15 protein-coding genes and 1 riboswitch are annotated in these 13938 nt (G+C 42.7%); of the genes, 6 read left to right on the forward strand and 9 right to left on the reverse strand.

Annotated features, from left to right (window positions below):
• On the reverse strand, positions 1-1026 hold a 1026-nt coding region (locus AC1DWN_RS16360), incomplete at its 3' end, for a copper resistance D family protein (RefSeq protein ID WP_477559965.1).
• Between the two features lie 259 nt (positions 1027-1285).
• Here AC1DWN_RS16360 and AC1DWN_RS16365 point away from each other — a divergent pair.
• Positions 1286-1438, forward strand: coding sequence for a hypothetical protein (locus AC1DWN_RS16365; protein ID WP_477559966.1), 153 nt, complete (start codon positions 1286-1288; stop codon positions 1436-1438).
• 81 nt (positions 1439-1519) lie between these two features.
• Here AC1DWN_RS16365 and AC1DWN_RS16370 read toward each other — a convergent pair whose 3' ends face one another.
• Positions 1520-1702: a WCX domain-containing protein gene (locus AC1DWN_RS16370; RefSeq protein WP_477559967.1), complete on the reverse strand. Its 183-nt coding sequence runs from the start codon at positions 1700-1702 to the stop codon at positions 1520-1522.
• Positions 1703-1832: 130 nt separating this feature from the next.
• Between AC1DWN_RS16370 and AC1DWN_RS16375 the strand changes: the two genes are divergently transcribed.
• Positions 1833-2930 carry a DNA alkylation repair protein gene (locus AC1DWN_RS16375; protein WP_477559968.1) on the forward strand — a complete coding sequence of 366 codons (1098 nt, stop codon included), beginning with the start codon at positions 1833-1835 and terminating at the stop codon, positions 2928-2930.
• Positions 2931-3065: 135 nt separating this feature from the next.
• Positions 3066-4445 carry a Glu/Leu/Phe/Val family dehydrogenase gene (locus tag AC1DWN_RS16380; RefSeq protein ID WP_477559969.1) on the forward strand — a complete coding sequence of 460 codons (1380 nt, stop codon included), beginning with the start codon at positions 3066-3068 and terminating at the stop codon, positions 4443-4445.
• Between the two features lie 85 nt (positions 4446-4530).
• Here AC1DWN_RS16380 and AC1DWN_RS16385 read toward each other — a convergent pair whose 3' ends face one another.
• Entirely contained in the window at positions 4531-5424 is an 894-nt protein-coding gene (locus AC1DWN_RS16385; RefSeq protein WP_477559970.1) for a hypothetical protein, read from the reverse strand.
• Between the two features lie 119 nt (positions 5425-5543).
• Positions 5544-6896, reverse strand: a complete 1353-nt coding sequence (locus tag AC1DWN_RS16390; protein WP_477559971.1) for a VWA domain-containing protein — start codon at positions 6894-6896, stop codon at positions 5544-5546.
• A 155-nt stretch (positions 6897-7051) separates the two neighbouring features.
• Between AC1DWN_RS16390 and AC1DWN_RS16395 the strand changes: the two genes are divergently transcribed.
• Positions 7052-7354: a hypothetical protein gene (locus AC1DWN_RS16395; protein ID WP_477559972.1), complete on the forward strand. Its 303-nt coding sequence runs from the start codon at positions 7052-7054 to the stop codon at positions 7352-7354.
• Between the two features lie 130 nt (positions 7355-7484).
• On the opposite strand, the gene AC1DWN_RS16400 is transcribed toward AC1DWN_RS16395, so the two are convergent.
• The 4 genes from AC1DWN_RS16400 to AC1DWN_RS16415 all read right to left on the reverse strand — a co-directional run bounded on the left by AC1DWN_RS16400 (position 7485) and on the right by AC1DWN_RS16415 (position 11255).
• Positions 7485-8447 carry an aldolase catalytic domain-containing protein gene (locus AC1DWN_RS16400; protein WP_477559973.1) on the reverse strand — a complete coding sequence of 321 codons (963 nt, stop codon included), beginning with the start codon at positions 8445-8447 and terminating at the stop codon, positions 7485-7487.
• Between the two features lie 86 nt (positions 8448-8533).
• Positions 8534-9559 (reverse strand): hypothetical protein, encoded by a 1026-nt coding sequence (locus AC1DWN_RS16405; RefSeq protein ID WP_477559974.1) that lies wholly within the window; start codon positions 9557-9559, stop codon positions 8534-8536.
• A 151-nt stretch (positions 9560-9710) separates the two neighbouring features.
• Positions 9711-10457, reverse strand: coding sequence for a GTP cyclohydrolase II (locus tag AC1DWN_RS16410; protein ID WP_477559975.1), 747 nt, complete (start codon positions 10455-10457; stop codon positions 9711-9713).
• Positions 10458-10487: 30 nt separating this feature from the next.
• Positions 10488-11255 carry a DODA-type extradiol aromatic ring-opening family dioxygenase gene (locus AC1DWN_RS16415; RefSeq protein ID WP_477559979.1) on the reverse strand — a complete coding sequence of 256 codons (768 nt, stop codon included), beginning with the start codon at positions 11253-11255 and terminating at the stop codon, positions 10488-10490.
• 145 nt (positions 11256-11400) lie between these two features.
• On the opposite strand from AC1DWN_RS16415, the gene AC1DWN_RS16420 reads away from it, so the two are divergent.
• On the forward strand, positions 11401-11724 hold the full coding sequence (locus AC1DWN_RS16420; protein ID WP_477559976.1) for a winged helix-turn-helix transcriptional regulator: 324 nt from the start codon (positions 11401-11403) through the stop codon (positions 11722-11724).
• A gap of 94 nt (positions 11725-11818) precedes the next feature.
• A riboswitch (cyclic di-AMP (ydaO/yuaA leader) is annotated at positions 11819-11982 on the forward strand.
• Positions 11983-11987: 5 nt separating this feature from the next.
• The gene (locus tag AC1DWN_RS16425; RefSeq protein WP_477559977.1) at positions 11988-12413 is read left to right on the forward strand and encodes a hypothetical protein; all 426 of its coding nucleotides are present in this window, start codon (positions 11988-11990) and stop codon (positions 12411-12413) included.
• Positions 12414-12609: 196 nt separating this feature from the next.
• On the opposite strand, the gene metE is transcribed toward AC1DWN_RS16425, so the two are convergent.
• The coding region (gene metE / locus AC1DWN_RS16430; protein WP_477559978.1) for a 5-methyltetrahydropteroyltriglutamate--homocysteine S-methyltransferase at positions 12610-13938 on the reverse strand (1329 nt) is incomplete at its 5' end.

Below are 13938 nucleotides of genomic sequence, written 5' to 3' on the forward strand. Positions count from 1 at the left end.
CTCTGTTTCTGGCATTGGGCTTAAATAAGTGAACAACGCTACGATAACCAGAATAACGCTCATTAAGAGGACATCAAGCTTTAGCAATTGACCACCCGGCAAGTTACGCTTCTTCACTTGCTTTCGAAGAAAAGCCCCTACTCCTGTAACAAGGATAATCAGGCACACTTTTACTAACAATAAAATTCCCCAGTTTGAATACAACAGATACCGCCAAGATGGCAAAATTAGAAACGTCATAACTAACCCGCTGACCATTAGCAAGACGATTGTAAGCCAAGCCATTTTACTAAACTTCTCAGCAAACCTGCCCACTTCCTTACGATCCTTATACCATAGCAGCAGTAGAACCATCAAGCCCCCAGCCCATAACATTGAGGAGACCAAGTGGATAAAATCCATAACGATAGCTGTCGTATTAGCAGGCAAAGACATGACATGTCCGTTATAGCTTTCTGCCGCTGCCAGCAGCAGCGCCCACACCGCTTTGTAAGAATCATTGAGGCGCAGAATCACGAACCCTAACCATGCAAGAATAAGTAAACCTAACCACGAAAGCCCCGTCGAAGTTGACGTTAAATATTGAAGCCAATCGTTCGGACTTCCTCCATCGTAGCCTTTCATTGCCTCTCGTACATGAACAAAGATGAATACCAGCATAGCAAGCAGAAAAATTCTTATCGCATACAAACTCCATTTATCTACAAATTGTCTTAGTGTACCATCAGACCCCGCGGGAATAGCAATGGACCAAAGCATCATACCTGCTGCAAACATTAATGCTGAATAATAAATAATTCTTACTGCATAGAAAAGAATCTGGCCAGCTTCAATACCGCTATCCGTATGGGAAGTGGATGAATGCCCATGTTCCATCGCTTCTGCAGCTATAGCTGGAATTACAGAGAGCGTATTGGCCGTCAATTCATTAGTAAGCTGCTGTGCTGACACGCTATACGGTACTGTTATTAATGATGAGGCTAGCATGATTAGAAAAAGCAACAGATATGCGATTATGTATTTCATACGTCCAGATGACCGTCTTGCAGACGATAGTGTGATTATTCTTTTTTGCAAAAAAGAGCGGGCCAATGTTGTCACTTCCTTTATGTTATTCAGTTACAGTTTACTAGACCGCAACCAAAAGAACAATTAACGACAACTCTCCTGTAAATAAGCACTGCTATCCATAACATGCACAGAAGCCGCTGCTGTTAGACGTATAACGATCAACTAATTTGATCATTCTATTAATTGAGACCCTTAAAGAAGGATGTGATAGACGATGATTGACAAAGACTTTCGGATCGCCGAGCTTAACAGCCAGACCGATGCTCTCGATGCCATTCGCAAGCTTGAACAGCAGCTCAGCAATCAATACGGCTCGGACATCGCATTAATCGCATACGCTACTGAGAACGAAGAAGAGAATAAATAACCGGTTTGGTTCATACGTAAGCTAAAAACCAGTCAACACATAAATGACGTGTCAGACTGGTTTTTATTTATATTTCACCCTCTAAAGCTCGTATTGTTTAAGCAGCATATGAAGCTTTTCTTGCATTAGTTCTCGAACTATTTGAGGCTGCTTAACGTTTGCCTCCATACCAAACCCAAGAAATAAATGTACAAGCCAAGGAGTAAACGATGTACCCACCTTGACCAACATAATAAGTTTGATGAGTCGCTGTGCTTTATACATAGGCCGCTCCCTCCTCAAAATAAACTCCTACAAATAATAGTGCCATTAGATGGCACTATTATCATGTATGCTTATCTATGAAGTCAATGCACGAAAAGAGTTATATAATCTTTATAAGAGGTGAGTAGACATGGCTGACACCATAGCAGGCAAGTATAATAAGGAATTTTTCACACAGCTTACAGATCTAATCAAACGAGAGTATCCTGCCTTTGAGACTATGCACTTTATGGAGCTCATCTATGATGAGCAATGGGATCTGAAAGCTTTTAAACAGCGTGTTAGACATATTAGCGAGTCATTGCGTCAGACACTGCCAGAGTCATATAGCGAAGCTTTAAGTGTTCTGCTCTCTATTGCTCCTGAATGCAGAGGAGTGGAATATTTATGTTTTCCAGATTTCGTAGAGGCTTATGGGCTTAACGATTGGGATGTATCTATTCAAGCACTAGAGCGTTTAACCCCTTATTCGAGTTCAGAGTTTGCTGTACGCCCATTTATTGTTCTAGATCCAGAAAGAATGATGGAGCAAATGCAGCAGTGGGCTAATCACCCTGATCATCATGTCAGACGGTTGGCTAGTGAAGGGTGCCGGCCACGATTGCCTTGGGCAATGGCCTTGGATATGTACAAAGCAGATCCCTCGCCAATTATTCCTATACTGAAACAGTTAAACAAAGACACTTCAGTCTATGTGCAAAAAAGCGTGGCCAACAATCTAAATGATATATCCAAAGACCATCCTGAGCTCGTCAAACAGCTCGCTGGGGAATGGTACGGAGAGAGTCCGCAAACGAATTGGATTATTAAGCATGGATGCCGCGGTCTGCTGCGAAAGGCTGATCCTGATGTGCTTTCACTATTTGGTTTTATCCTATCGCCGGATGTGACGGTTAGCGGGTTATCCATTGACAGGGAGACGCTGTCGATCGGAGAAAATCTTATGTTTTCTTTTTCACTTCGAACCAATACTTCCGAATCACAGCGGCTGCGGGTCGAATATGGCGTTGCATTTGTCAAAGCGAATGGAACAACATCACGGAAGCTGTTCAAGATTACAGAAAATAACTATGACAACGCGGAGCGAATATACTCACGTACCCATAAGTTTAAAGACTTGACGACTCGTAAGCATTATCCAGGAAAGCATCGGCTATCTATTATTGTAAATGGCAATGAGCTTGCAGCCATTGATATTGACGTAACCTCTTCAATAAAACCCTTATAATTGCTTGTAGCCAAATTTTAAAATACTGATTCATTACAATACCTATTAAAGCGGTTAATTTTGGATAAACTATAACGGTGTGATAAAATACAGATTCATACTATCCATTTGGAATTCTGAGGAGGTCGTTTAGATATGGCAAGCCAAACCGGCGCCATCGTACAGCAATCCTTAAAAGCTTTAATGGGAGACACCAGCTTTTTACCTAATTTGCAGAACCAAGCACGCGAACAAGCTTTCCTATCGCTTGCTGCTATTCTCTCTACACCAAATAAAGTTCACAAGGCCTTTTTGCGTATTACAGTCGACAACGGCAATGTAGTTCGTATTCCAGCTTATCGAATTCAGCATAATGACACACTAGGCCCTTACAAGGGCGGTATCCGATTCCACGAATCGGTGAGCGAGGAAGAGGTAACGAATCTCGCAGCGCTAATGACACTCAAAAATGCTTTACACGAAGTACCTTTCGGCGGTGGTAAAGGCGGAGTCATTATTAATCCACGTAATTATTCCACGAAGGAACTCTATACCATTTGCAAAAAATATGTACGGTATTTCAGCGACATTCTAGGGCCGGACAAAGATATTCCTGCACCCGATATGGGGACAGGCGAACGGGAAATGGATTGGATGCTGGCGGAATATAAAAGCACACATCCCGGGCAACCCTATCTGGGCAGCTTCACTGGCAAAAGTATTATCAACGGAGGCTCGTTAGGGCGCAAAGAAGCAACAGGCAAAGGCGTATATTTCACTTTCCGGTATATGCTTCATGATTTTCTCAAAGATCAAGGCGAACTCCTTTCAAACAGTACAAATCCATTCGCACAAACTGCCCTTGCCCATACGAATCGACCGCTATCCATAGCTGTACAAGGCTTCGGGAATGTCGGATCGGTAACTGCACTTGAAGCCTACAAATGTTCTTATCTGAATAATAAAGTAGTAGCTGTGAGTGACCGTAATGTTACTCTCTATAATTCAGAAGGCTTACCCATCCCTACTTTAATTGAATTTACTGCTCGAAATCAGGGTGATTTGCCATCGACTGAAGCCGCTCTATCCGAACTGGGAATTAAGGCTCAAATACTTGGGCGGGAAGACGTCCTTTATCTCGATGTCGATGTCCTTATACTTGCGGCGCTTGAGGAGCAGATTCATAAAAATAATGTGGAGCAAGTTAAAGCTCGAATTATTGTTGAAGGAGCTAATGCCCCTGTAACTGGCGAAGCAGACGAAGCGCTCAGCGCCAAAGGAACAATAATCATTCCTGATATTTTGGCAAATGCGGGCGGTGTTATCGTTTCTTATTTCGAATGGCTGCAAGGTCGGGAAACACAATTTTTCACGGAAGAGCATGTTTACACTATGCTTTACGATAAAATGCAAAAAACATTAAATCTCATTTTGCCATCCTTCTTCGGAGATCCGTTCCCGCTTCGTCAAAACTGCTACAACCATGCAGTGATGAAGCTTTCCACGGTTCTCTATCGACAAGGAAAACTGTACTAAAAAAGGAAAAGGCTATTCACAGAGCAGCTTAAATTGCTCAGTGAATAGCCCTTTTTATTCGTATAAATAGATCGAACATATGCAACTAGACATTTAACCTCTGCTGCAACATAGCTGTCAGTTCCTCAGAAGTATCCCATTCGAGAGGACGGATTTGATCGTTTTGAACGAACAGCTTATCCGCCTCACCGCGTTTCACCGTCCAAATGACCGGGATACTCATTCCTAGCGCATAGCCGGCTGCAAAATAAACATCCGCCGATTGGTTTGATAAATCTGCGATAACAAGCTCGCTATCAGCTAATTGTTTTAAGGAATACGGTTCACCATTATTTGTCCCTGAAAGATTATACAAGTGCGGCAAATACCCACACTGCTCAATTTTCGGGAGGACCCTCTCTGACCATTCCTCACACCACTGCTCGTCATCCGCAAGAAAGACAAAGCAGGACTTCAGCTTTCTTCCGCCAGCTCTTGCAGCTGCTTCAGACCAGCCTTTCTCTGTAAGACTAAAATTGACACCTTCTCTTACAATCGACTTCGCTGTTCGTAACATCTCGATAATATAAACAAGCTCCTGCAGATTGGGAGAATAGGTTAAATTATAGTTTTGAGACAGCGGATGAATGCTCACCGGCTCATCCGGACCCTCAGAATGTCTGTACAAATATTGCAGCAAACGTTCGCCTTTCTCTTCAACTGTCGCTGGTATTCTTGGTGAGTTTTCGATCATTTCTAATTCATCTATCGACAATACAACCTTTTCTTCACAATCTGTGAGCTCTCTGATATAAGCCGATATATTTGGAAATAGAAGTCGCTTCTTTGTATAGGAGAACGCATTAATTGCTTCATAATCGTCCCTCAAGAGACTATAGGAGCCGCCAGGAGAGCAATAGCAGCTTACATACCTGTCATGATTACCTACTGCTTCTATTGGCACATATTCATCACAGAACAAACAGAGTTTTTTTGTCATTACAGTTCATCACCCCACTATAATCTTCGCATATCTCAGCTGCTATGGGGGGATAAGTATGTCGAAAGTTCTGTAGTAACTATTTCCAACAGTCAATAACAACGCTAAAACGCTACGTTTTACTCTTGTACATAACGGTTAATAACCTCGAAAAGCAGGTCATTCAGCAGCTTCACTTCATATTCACCTACTGCTGGCTCCAAATGATCGCCGCCAATACCACTGTCATCGGTTAGAAACAAATAGGTGCCTCCAGTTGCTACAGACATGAACCGCAGTAAATACTCCGTATCAATATCTACACCGCTTGAAGCAACCGGAATAATACGAATGCCTTTCTCTGCTGCATCCTTTATAAGCTGTTGAATCTCATCTTTAATTTGTTCATCATCATGCGGAGGGGCATCCAAGACGAGAAACAGCAATCTTGCACGTGCTTCCTCACTCCATTTATGCTCATGTATTGCATCACGCAGCGCTTTATCAACGGCCTCAGGGTAGTCACCCCCGCCTCGTGCTTCCTGCTCACTAAACTGTTCAGTAATCGTGTCGATATTCGTAATAAACGGATACGGTTTTACAATATAATCATCATACGTATCCCTATAAAAATTAGCGCTAAGACGCATATCCAGCTTATTCGCATGCTCGCTTGAAACACGTTTTACGACATCCTTAAGCTCTGCTTCCAAATAATTCAGTTCATCCTCCATGGAGCCTGTCGTATCAACAACAAACATAACGTCCACCTTATTGGACAGCGATTCCCCTCTGGCTAAATCAACCTTCATTGAGCCTTGCTGCGGAATTTCGATTGGCTCTGTTGTTTTACTCTCCTGCCCCGCTTGTACTTGCACTTTATACGTATTCTGATTTTGCCCATCACGCTCAAACAAACCCGCAAATACATAGGCTCTTCCTTCCGTATTCGTACGAGCAGTCCATATTTCCTGAGATCCGTCTAGCAGTTGCACCTTGGCATCGGGTATCACCTTCCCGTTCGATGTCACAATAACCTCTAACCGATGAAAATTCCTAAACCCCCAAGTTTGCTTACTGCTATCTCCCTCTTGGCTATTGAGCAAATTTCCGAATCGTTCCCACGACGCAATATCATCCCATTCTCCTGCCGTTAGTTGACCAGCCTGCACGTCTTTATCCGGAGAGTCATAGCCCCGTTTACCGCCCTTTTTCTCCCGAGTTGGGGGCACAGGCTCCGTACTTCTATCTTCAGAGATTTGGCTCTTACTTTCTGACTTATTACTTAACAAACGATCAGCATCACCGCTAGACGGACTATTTGCCGATTCACTACTTATTCTGTTCTCACGACTAGCTGTGTTTGAGTTATCTGCCGAGGAAGAACATGCACTAAGCAAGAGAACAATTACGAGCAATAGAGCGATTACCCAGCTCCCGCCTCCTCCGAATCTTTTTCTGCTTGACCCATTGAACGAATGACCGATCTTCATTCCTTCAGCCCCTTATATTTGTATTTGCTAATCTGACGTAGATCGGTTTACAATTGTTGCATGAGAACGCCGTTTTAAATAGAAATGATTTACAGATGAAGCATGGAAATTTCGTTTGACTGCATTGGGCTTGATTGACAAGGAGGACTAACAACGTGGAAACATTCGAAATAATCAACATTGAAATAACGTTCCAGCAGGGCACAACACAGCTCGATTTCACTTCGGCAGAGCTTGTACGTGTAACAGAATTCGGTAGTCGATTATGGTATGTCGATATTAACGGCGTGGTCGACCATGAGCTATTGAAATGGTTTGGACAGAGCCAAAATATAGAGGTACAGCTTGCAGCTGTAGCAAAAAGTGGACAAACCTTCCGCGGCAAAGGCTATCTTCATCCAAATGAGCAGCATCAGGCCGCAGCAATTCGCGGAGACGACGAGCTGCAAGAACAGTAATACAAGAGAACTCAAACGAAACGAGCATACACCATCCTTAGCGGCGTAAGCTCGTTTTTACGGTGAAATGTAAGAAAGGGCAGCTCGTATAAGTCAAATTCATGACTTAGTCGAACTGCCCTTTGATCTGTTATTTACTGTGAGCAATTTCCGGAGTTGTCAGACGGTCGTAAAATTCTACGCCCTTATCTTTGTCAGCCGAATCACGAAGCGCCATCGCCGAACGTGGATGCTCGTCCAAAATTCCTGTAATCATATATGGGATGATATAACCCCACTCTTCCTTCTCGCGAAGTGGAATCATAAACTTCTCGATCATGTCCAGTACAGGTCTAATGTTGTACTTCGTATTTTGCAAATGAGCTACAAGCAATTCCGTATTACAGTTTCCAGCAGCGCGGCCCATTCCATATACGGAAGAATCAAGCAGCTCAACACCGTTCTCTGCAGCAATTAGAGTATTAGCGAAAGCAAGCTGCATATTGTTATGCGCATGAACGCCTAGACGTTTGTTCGGCAAATTTTTACGGAATTTTTCTACAAGATAACTCAAATCATTCGGCTTCAAGCTGCCATAAGAATCAACGATGTACACAACATCTACAACACTATCGTTGATCAATGTGAAGGCATCCATGAGTTGATTTTCCATAACATTAGAAAGCGCCATAATATTAATTGTTGTCTCATATCCGCGATCGTGGAATACTTTTACAAGCTCCAAAGCTTTATCTACATCTTGGATGTAGCAAGCAATACGGATAAGGTCAATCAAGCTCTCGCTGCGAGGCAGAATGTCGTTCTCATCTACGCGGCCGATATCAACGAGTGCAGATAGTTTTGTATTTCCTTTGTTAGGAATTACTTTTTTCAAGAAATCATCATCCAGAAAACGCCAAGGACCTGCACTTTCAGCGCCTTTGAGCAGCTTTGGAGAGTTTTTGTAGCCGATTTCCATATAATCGACGCCAGCTTCGTTAAGACTAGCATACAAATGCTGAACAAACTCGATACTAAAATCCCAGTTATTCACGAGTCCGCCATCACGGATCGTGCAATCAACAATTTTACAATGACTTGTTTTTGAGTGCATGCGTTAAACTCCTTTGATTATGAACATGAGTTCTTTTTCCCTATCATACTTGAAATGTATACGGAACGCAAAATAATATTGTCGTATTATGGCTTATTTAAAAGAGCTTCAGCCTCTTCCGATAAGCCCGCGAGGAACTTCTGCAGCTCCGGAATATCCGTTTTTTGACCATCCTCGTACATATAAAGCTGATCATCCGATAATGCTAGAAGCTCTAAGAAATGAGCGGAGAGCTGCCCTATTACAGAATCTGGCGACTCCTTTACCGTTTTCTCATAGCTTGCTTTCACTTCATCTAATATTTTATAGGATTCATAATCATAAACCAGCGTATTATAAGACCCATTTATATACATTTCTAAATAACGCGTCAAATATAAACTCTGAACCACTTCACGTTCCGGCGAGTCTTTGTATTGTTGTACGAAGGCTTCCGCCATGATCGCCCGCTTAGCTAGTTCATCCCAAGTAATCATTAATCCGCCGTCGCTAGCTGTAGGCTTATCTGATTCTACTGCACTTAAAATGATATAATCATTCATTTCCTTGGTGAGAGAGGCTTTATAACGTTTCTGAAAGCTATAATCAACGACGGGAAAGATAGAGCCTTCAACCGCTTCAAGTTTGTAGCCGCTATCGAAGGCTGTCCGTACGAGCTTTTTAACAGCCTCATCCTTTATCGTTTCCGCCGTTTCTTTCGTAATTGGCCATACTTCCTTAAGCAGCACAGCCTGGATATTCGGCTTAAAGAAAACGTCCTGTGCTGTCTCCAAACTTGCCGTATAATACGTATTCAGCTCTCGAACCATGATATCTGACGTTGCTTGATCAGCCTCATTAATATGCTCATTCAGAAAGCCGATAATATCCGCTGCTCCGTCAGCAGATTCCAACACAGCCTTGAATTGTATGAGCAGTTCCTTCTGGGTATCCTTTTCCACATCTGTACTCGGAGGATTAGTAACTTCCGTTGACGTTGTAGAAGTGTTTGTATTTTCCGGCCTGATTTCCTCATTATTACTGCATCCAGCCAAGACAATGAGTGTCGTCAGCGAAAATAGAGCCACCCTTTTTGTCCATTTGTTCTTTTTAGTATGACCATTTATTTGCATGCTTTATCCCACCCCTTTGTCTTCATCATAGCTATTTCAATGGCTGCTCTTCTCTTATAGACGAAACGTATACCGAAAATGTTTACAGCAAAAAAAACCACTTTCTCGTTTACACGTGAAAAGCGGTTTCCTCAGCTCTTAAATACAACCTTTATTTAACGAGCGATTGTGGCTCTTGACCGAAATGTCCAGAACGATTCTTCTTAGTTTGTAAATACTTCTCATTATATACGGACGAATTACCCCATAAAGGAACTCTCGTCGCGACGTTTAAGCCAGCAGATCTCATTGCCTCTACTTTTCGAGGATTGTTCGTAATAATCGATACCGGCAAAGCACGCAGCAGCTTTAATACGGCAATTGCTTCATCATAATTACGTGCGTCATCCGCAAACCCAAGCTCCGTGTTCGCATCAACGGTGTCCATCCCGTCCTCCTGTAATAAATAAGCGATTGCTTTGCTAAATAGACCAATTCCTCGTCCTTCGTGGTTAGCTAGATAGAATAGTGCTCCCGTACCGTGTGCCGTAATCATTCGCATAGACTGCTTCAATTGAAAGCCACAATCACAGCGTTCACTCCCAAAAATATCCCCCGTATGACATATACTATGCATCCGAATCAGCGCATCTGCATGATTCTCAAAATCACCATACACTAGCACACTCGATTGCTGCATATCAGCATAGGAGAAATGATTTAAATCTTCAATAAGCTCCTCGACCGATTGCTCTTCGCCCGCTTCCTTGCGAAGCCAGCTATACCAGTGGAACGTTTTCGTCTCACCGTCTACATCAACAGGTAAATTAATAGGTCCGACAACATAGATATCGCCCTGACCGTTTTCTATTCTTTTTATTTTATCCTTCAATATTGCAGAAATATTTGAATTAATCAAGCTGTTCACCTACTTTAGTTGAATGGAATATTAAAATTGCAGTGATAAATAACTAAGTGTACCAAACTCATAGCTGCGATAAATGACTTTGGGCGCTGTTGCAGCATTGCCGCTGCCCATTGCTATATATAAAGGTACGAAATGTTCAGCACGAGGTACTGCCATTTTAGCATGCGGCGCAAGTTTTTCATATTGAAAAAGGGATTTTAAATCCTGAATGCTCATTTTATCAATTAACCATTGATCAAACTCAAGTGCCCAGCTTTCCGCTTCCTTCTGTCCCCAATTTACTGCTCGTAGATTGTGTACCGTAACGCCGCTTCCGATCAGCAAAATATTCATTGCGCTTAAACTTCGCAGTGCTTCACCAATTCGATACTGTTCCTCCGCAGGTCGGAATGGGTTTACAGATACTTGAACAACAGGAACATCTGCCATCGGAAACATATGCTTCAGCATCGTCCATGAGCCATGATCAAGTCCGCGCTCTGTGTCAAATGCTGTCTCTATGCCCTTATCGTTCAAGAGCTTCCCTACTAGAGCAGCGATTCTTGTGGATCCTTTTGCCGGATATTTCTGCTTGTAAAGCTCATCTGGAAATCCATAAAAATCATATATCGTTTCATATTCATCGTCCTTCGATGAAATGGTTATCTCTTCTGTTTCCCAATGCGCTGTAAAAATTACGATTGCACTCGGCTGCAGCTTAGCCCCCGTTTGCTGAAGAAATTGACTATATTCATTTTGTTCAATGGCTAGCATAGGTGAGCCATGTGCCAAAAATAATGGATTCATAATTGATGCCCCCTYATGTTACTTACTATTTGTAACTAATTATACTTTCATCACTAAACGTAGTCAAGTTATTAACAATACTGAGGTTTGCTTGTATAAATAAGTTATTGAAGTTATAATTAGAAGGAATTAAAAAGAGGTGATATGCATGGAACAGCCAACCCTTTGTCCCCGTTTCCAGAAGGGAATGGACTTGATTAGCAAACGTTGGACCGGCCTAATCATAAATCAACTATTAGCTGGGCCGCAGCGCTTCTGTGCTGTTCAGTCCGCATTACCGATTAGCGGCAGACTATTGTCTGAACGCTTCAAGGAACTGGAAATTGAAGGGATAATTGACCGTCAGGTCTATCCAGAAATACCTGTTCTCATTGAATATTCGTTAACCGAGAAAGGCCGAGCGCTTGAGCCGATTATTCGCGAAATTCAAGCTTGGTCTCAGGATTGGATAGCGCCTTCAGATAAAGCTTGATACGATCTCAAGCCATTAAACAGACCAATCCGTCTTCGGTTTGGTCTGTTTAATGGTTTACAAACGGTGTAAAGCGATTTAAAATATAAGAACAAACCAAAAAACGCTGAATTTTTCGATTGAAAAAACGGGGGAACCAACGCGAACTTGTAGTTTTTACATTCGCAAGGGGTGAATCCGGGGATTTGTAACCCTGGTAGGGCATTCTCTCTAGCCCGAATCCGACAGCTAACCTCGTAAGCGGAAAGAGGAGAGGTTTATTTATGTTTTGTCAATCTTCTAACCAAGTACCCTTTTTTGCTGAACAGTCCCCTTCTTTATCGGTCTCTCGAATTGAGTTGTTCGTAATCCCCGCTCTCGCAATCGATTCCGCAGGCTTTCGCGTGTGTCTTCGAGTAACAAGCAACCAGGGTTATGGTTGGAGTGAGCTCTTTGTAAATGACAACGAGGATATGTTCGACTTGGATCGCTGTAGTGATCTGCTTGTTTCCTTCATTGGCAGTATCGTTCTTTCTACTTTGAACGATTACCATTATGACAAGACTAATCAAGACGGTCGCATATTTAACTGTTTTACAGATGCGGTCAATCACATTGCTGCTCTAACTGCCGATTCAGCTCAAATCGTTAATGAGTCCGAAGAATTTGTGTTAAGACAACGGGCTATCCATTATGTATCGTTGAATTAACTGAAAATTTCGTCAAAAAGGCCACTCAGGTCCTTTGGTTCATAATGAACCAAAGTCGGCCCGAGTGGTTTTTTGATGGCATTTTACAAGAAGATAGCTGTTAGCTATCTCCTTAATCGCAGAAACAATCGTTTCTCTGAGCTATATAAATACTTATAAAAATGAAAACTTAAAAATAATTATCTATTGATAAATTTCACAGTGAAACTTGAACAGCACTCTCTCTTACTTGGTAAGTCGCCAGCATCATGTTGCGAAGCGATGCAACGGTCTCTTCCATGCCGCGTGTTTTCAAGCCGCAGTCTGGATTGATCCAGAAGAGGGTAGGATCGAGCACCTTAAGCGCACGGTTGATCATGCTGACCATCTCCTCAACGGACGGTACACGAGGGCTATGAATGTCATATACACCTAGACCAATACCTTGGTCGTACGTATTCTCCTCAAAGCTGTGAATTAGTTCACCATGGCTGCGAGATGTCTCAATGGATATAACGTCTGCATCAAGCGCTAGAATCGAGTCAATAATGTCATGGAATTCACAATAGCACATATGCGTATGAATTTGTGTCGTGTCACGAACATCTGCTGTTGACAGGCGAAATGCATGTACTCCCCATTTCAAGTAAGCATCCCACTCACTCCGTTTAAGCGGTAGTCCTTCACGCAAAGCAGGCTCATCGACTTGAATCATTTCAATACCCGCTGCTTCAAGCGCCTTTACTTCCTCAGACAGAGCCAGTGCAATTTGGTAAGCTACTTGTTCTCGTGTAATGTCGTTTCGTGGGAATGACCAGTTCAAAATCGTAATAGGTCCAGTCAGCATTCCTTTTACAGGCCTGTTTGTTAGTGATTGTGCATATACACTTTCCGTTACAGTCATTGGCTCTTTGAATATAACATCTCCGTAAATAACCGGCGGCTTCACGCAGCGTGAGCCGTAAGATTGTACCCAACCGTTACGTGTAAACGCGAATCCACCTAGTTTTTCACCGAAAAATTCAACCATATCCGTACGTTCAAATTCACCGTGAACAAGAACGTCGATGTTAAGCTCTTCTTGAATCTCTATCCAATGCTTAATTTTTTCATTAATGAAGGAAGTATAATCTGCTGAGCTTAGCTCGTTTTTTCTCCACTTTTGTCTAGCTTGACGTACATCCAGCGTTTGTGGAAAGCTGCCGATTGTCGTCGTCGGCAAAAATGGGAGCTGCCATTTCTGCTGCTGAACCTTCTGTCTCTCCGCAAAAGGCTTCTGTCTAGTAGAAGTATGTGCTGCAATAGCCGCTGCATCTACTGCCTTGCTATTACGAGCGGGAGACACCGACAAGTTGTGAATTTTTTCTTTGTTCTGCTTAAGCTCTTCTGCAAAAGAACCTGAAGCTGTTGTATTCGCGGAGTAGGCAACTGCGCTCAGCCATACGATTTCATCCAGCTTCTCTTCGGCAAATGCGAGCGCATCGCGCAATTCTGAAGGCAGGTTCGTTTCGTTTTTTGCCGTAACTGGGACATGGAGCAAACTGGT

Source organism: Paenibacillus sp. P4_A7 (assembly GCF_056402455.1).

What these genes read in the sequence shown, in the direction of transcription:
- AC1DWN_RS16425 (WP_477559977.1), top strand. Translation starts at nt 11,988, where the DNA reads ATGTTTTGTCAATCTTCTAACCAAGTACCCTTTTTTGCTGAACAGTCC.
- AC1DWN_RS16390 (WP_477559971.1), bottom strand. Translation starts at nt 6,896, where the DNA reads ATGAAGATCGGTCATTCGTTCAATGGGTCAAGCAGAAAAAGATTCGGA.
- AC1DWN_RS16405 (WP_477559974.1), bottom strand. Translation starts at nt 9,559, where the DNA reads ATGCAAATAAATGGTCATACTAAAAAGAACAAATGGACAAAAAGGGTG.
- AC1DWN_RS16400 (WP_477559973.1), bottom strand. Translation starts at nt 8,447, where the DNA reads ATGCACTCAAAAACAAGTCATTGTAAAATTGTTGATTGCACGATCCGT.
- AC1DWN_RS16375 (WP_477559968.1), top strand. Translation starts at nt 1,833, where the DNA reads ATGGCTGACACCATAGCAGGCAAGTATAATAAGGAATTTTTCACACAG.
- AC1DWN_RS16385 (WP_477559970.1), bottom strand. Translation starts at nt 5,424, where the DNA reads ATGACAAAAAAACTCTGTTTGTTCTGTGATGAATATGTGCCAATAGAA.
- AC1DWN_RS16370 (WP_477559967.1), bottom strand. Translation starts at nt 1,702, where the DNA reads ATGTATAAAGCACAGCGACTCATCAAACTTATTATGTTGGTCAAGGTG.
- AC1DWN_RS16365 (WP_477559966.1), top strand. Translation starts at nt 1,286, where the DNA reads ATGATTGACAAAGACTTTCGGATCGCCGAGCTTAACAGCCAGACCGAT.
- AC1DWN_RS16420 (WP_477559976.1), top strand. Translation starts at nt 11,401, where the DNA reads ATGGAACAGCCAACCCTTTGTCCCCGTTTCCAGAAGGGAATGGACTTG.
- AC1DWN_RS16380 (WP_477559969.1), top strand. Translation starts at nt 3,066, where the DNA reads ATGGCAAGCCAAACCGGCGCCATCGTACAGCAATCCTTAAAAGCTTTA.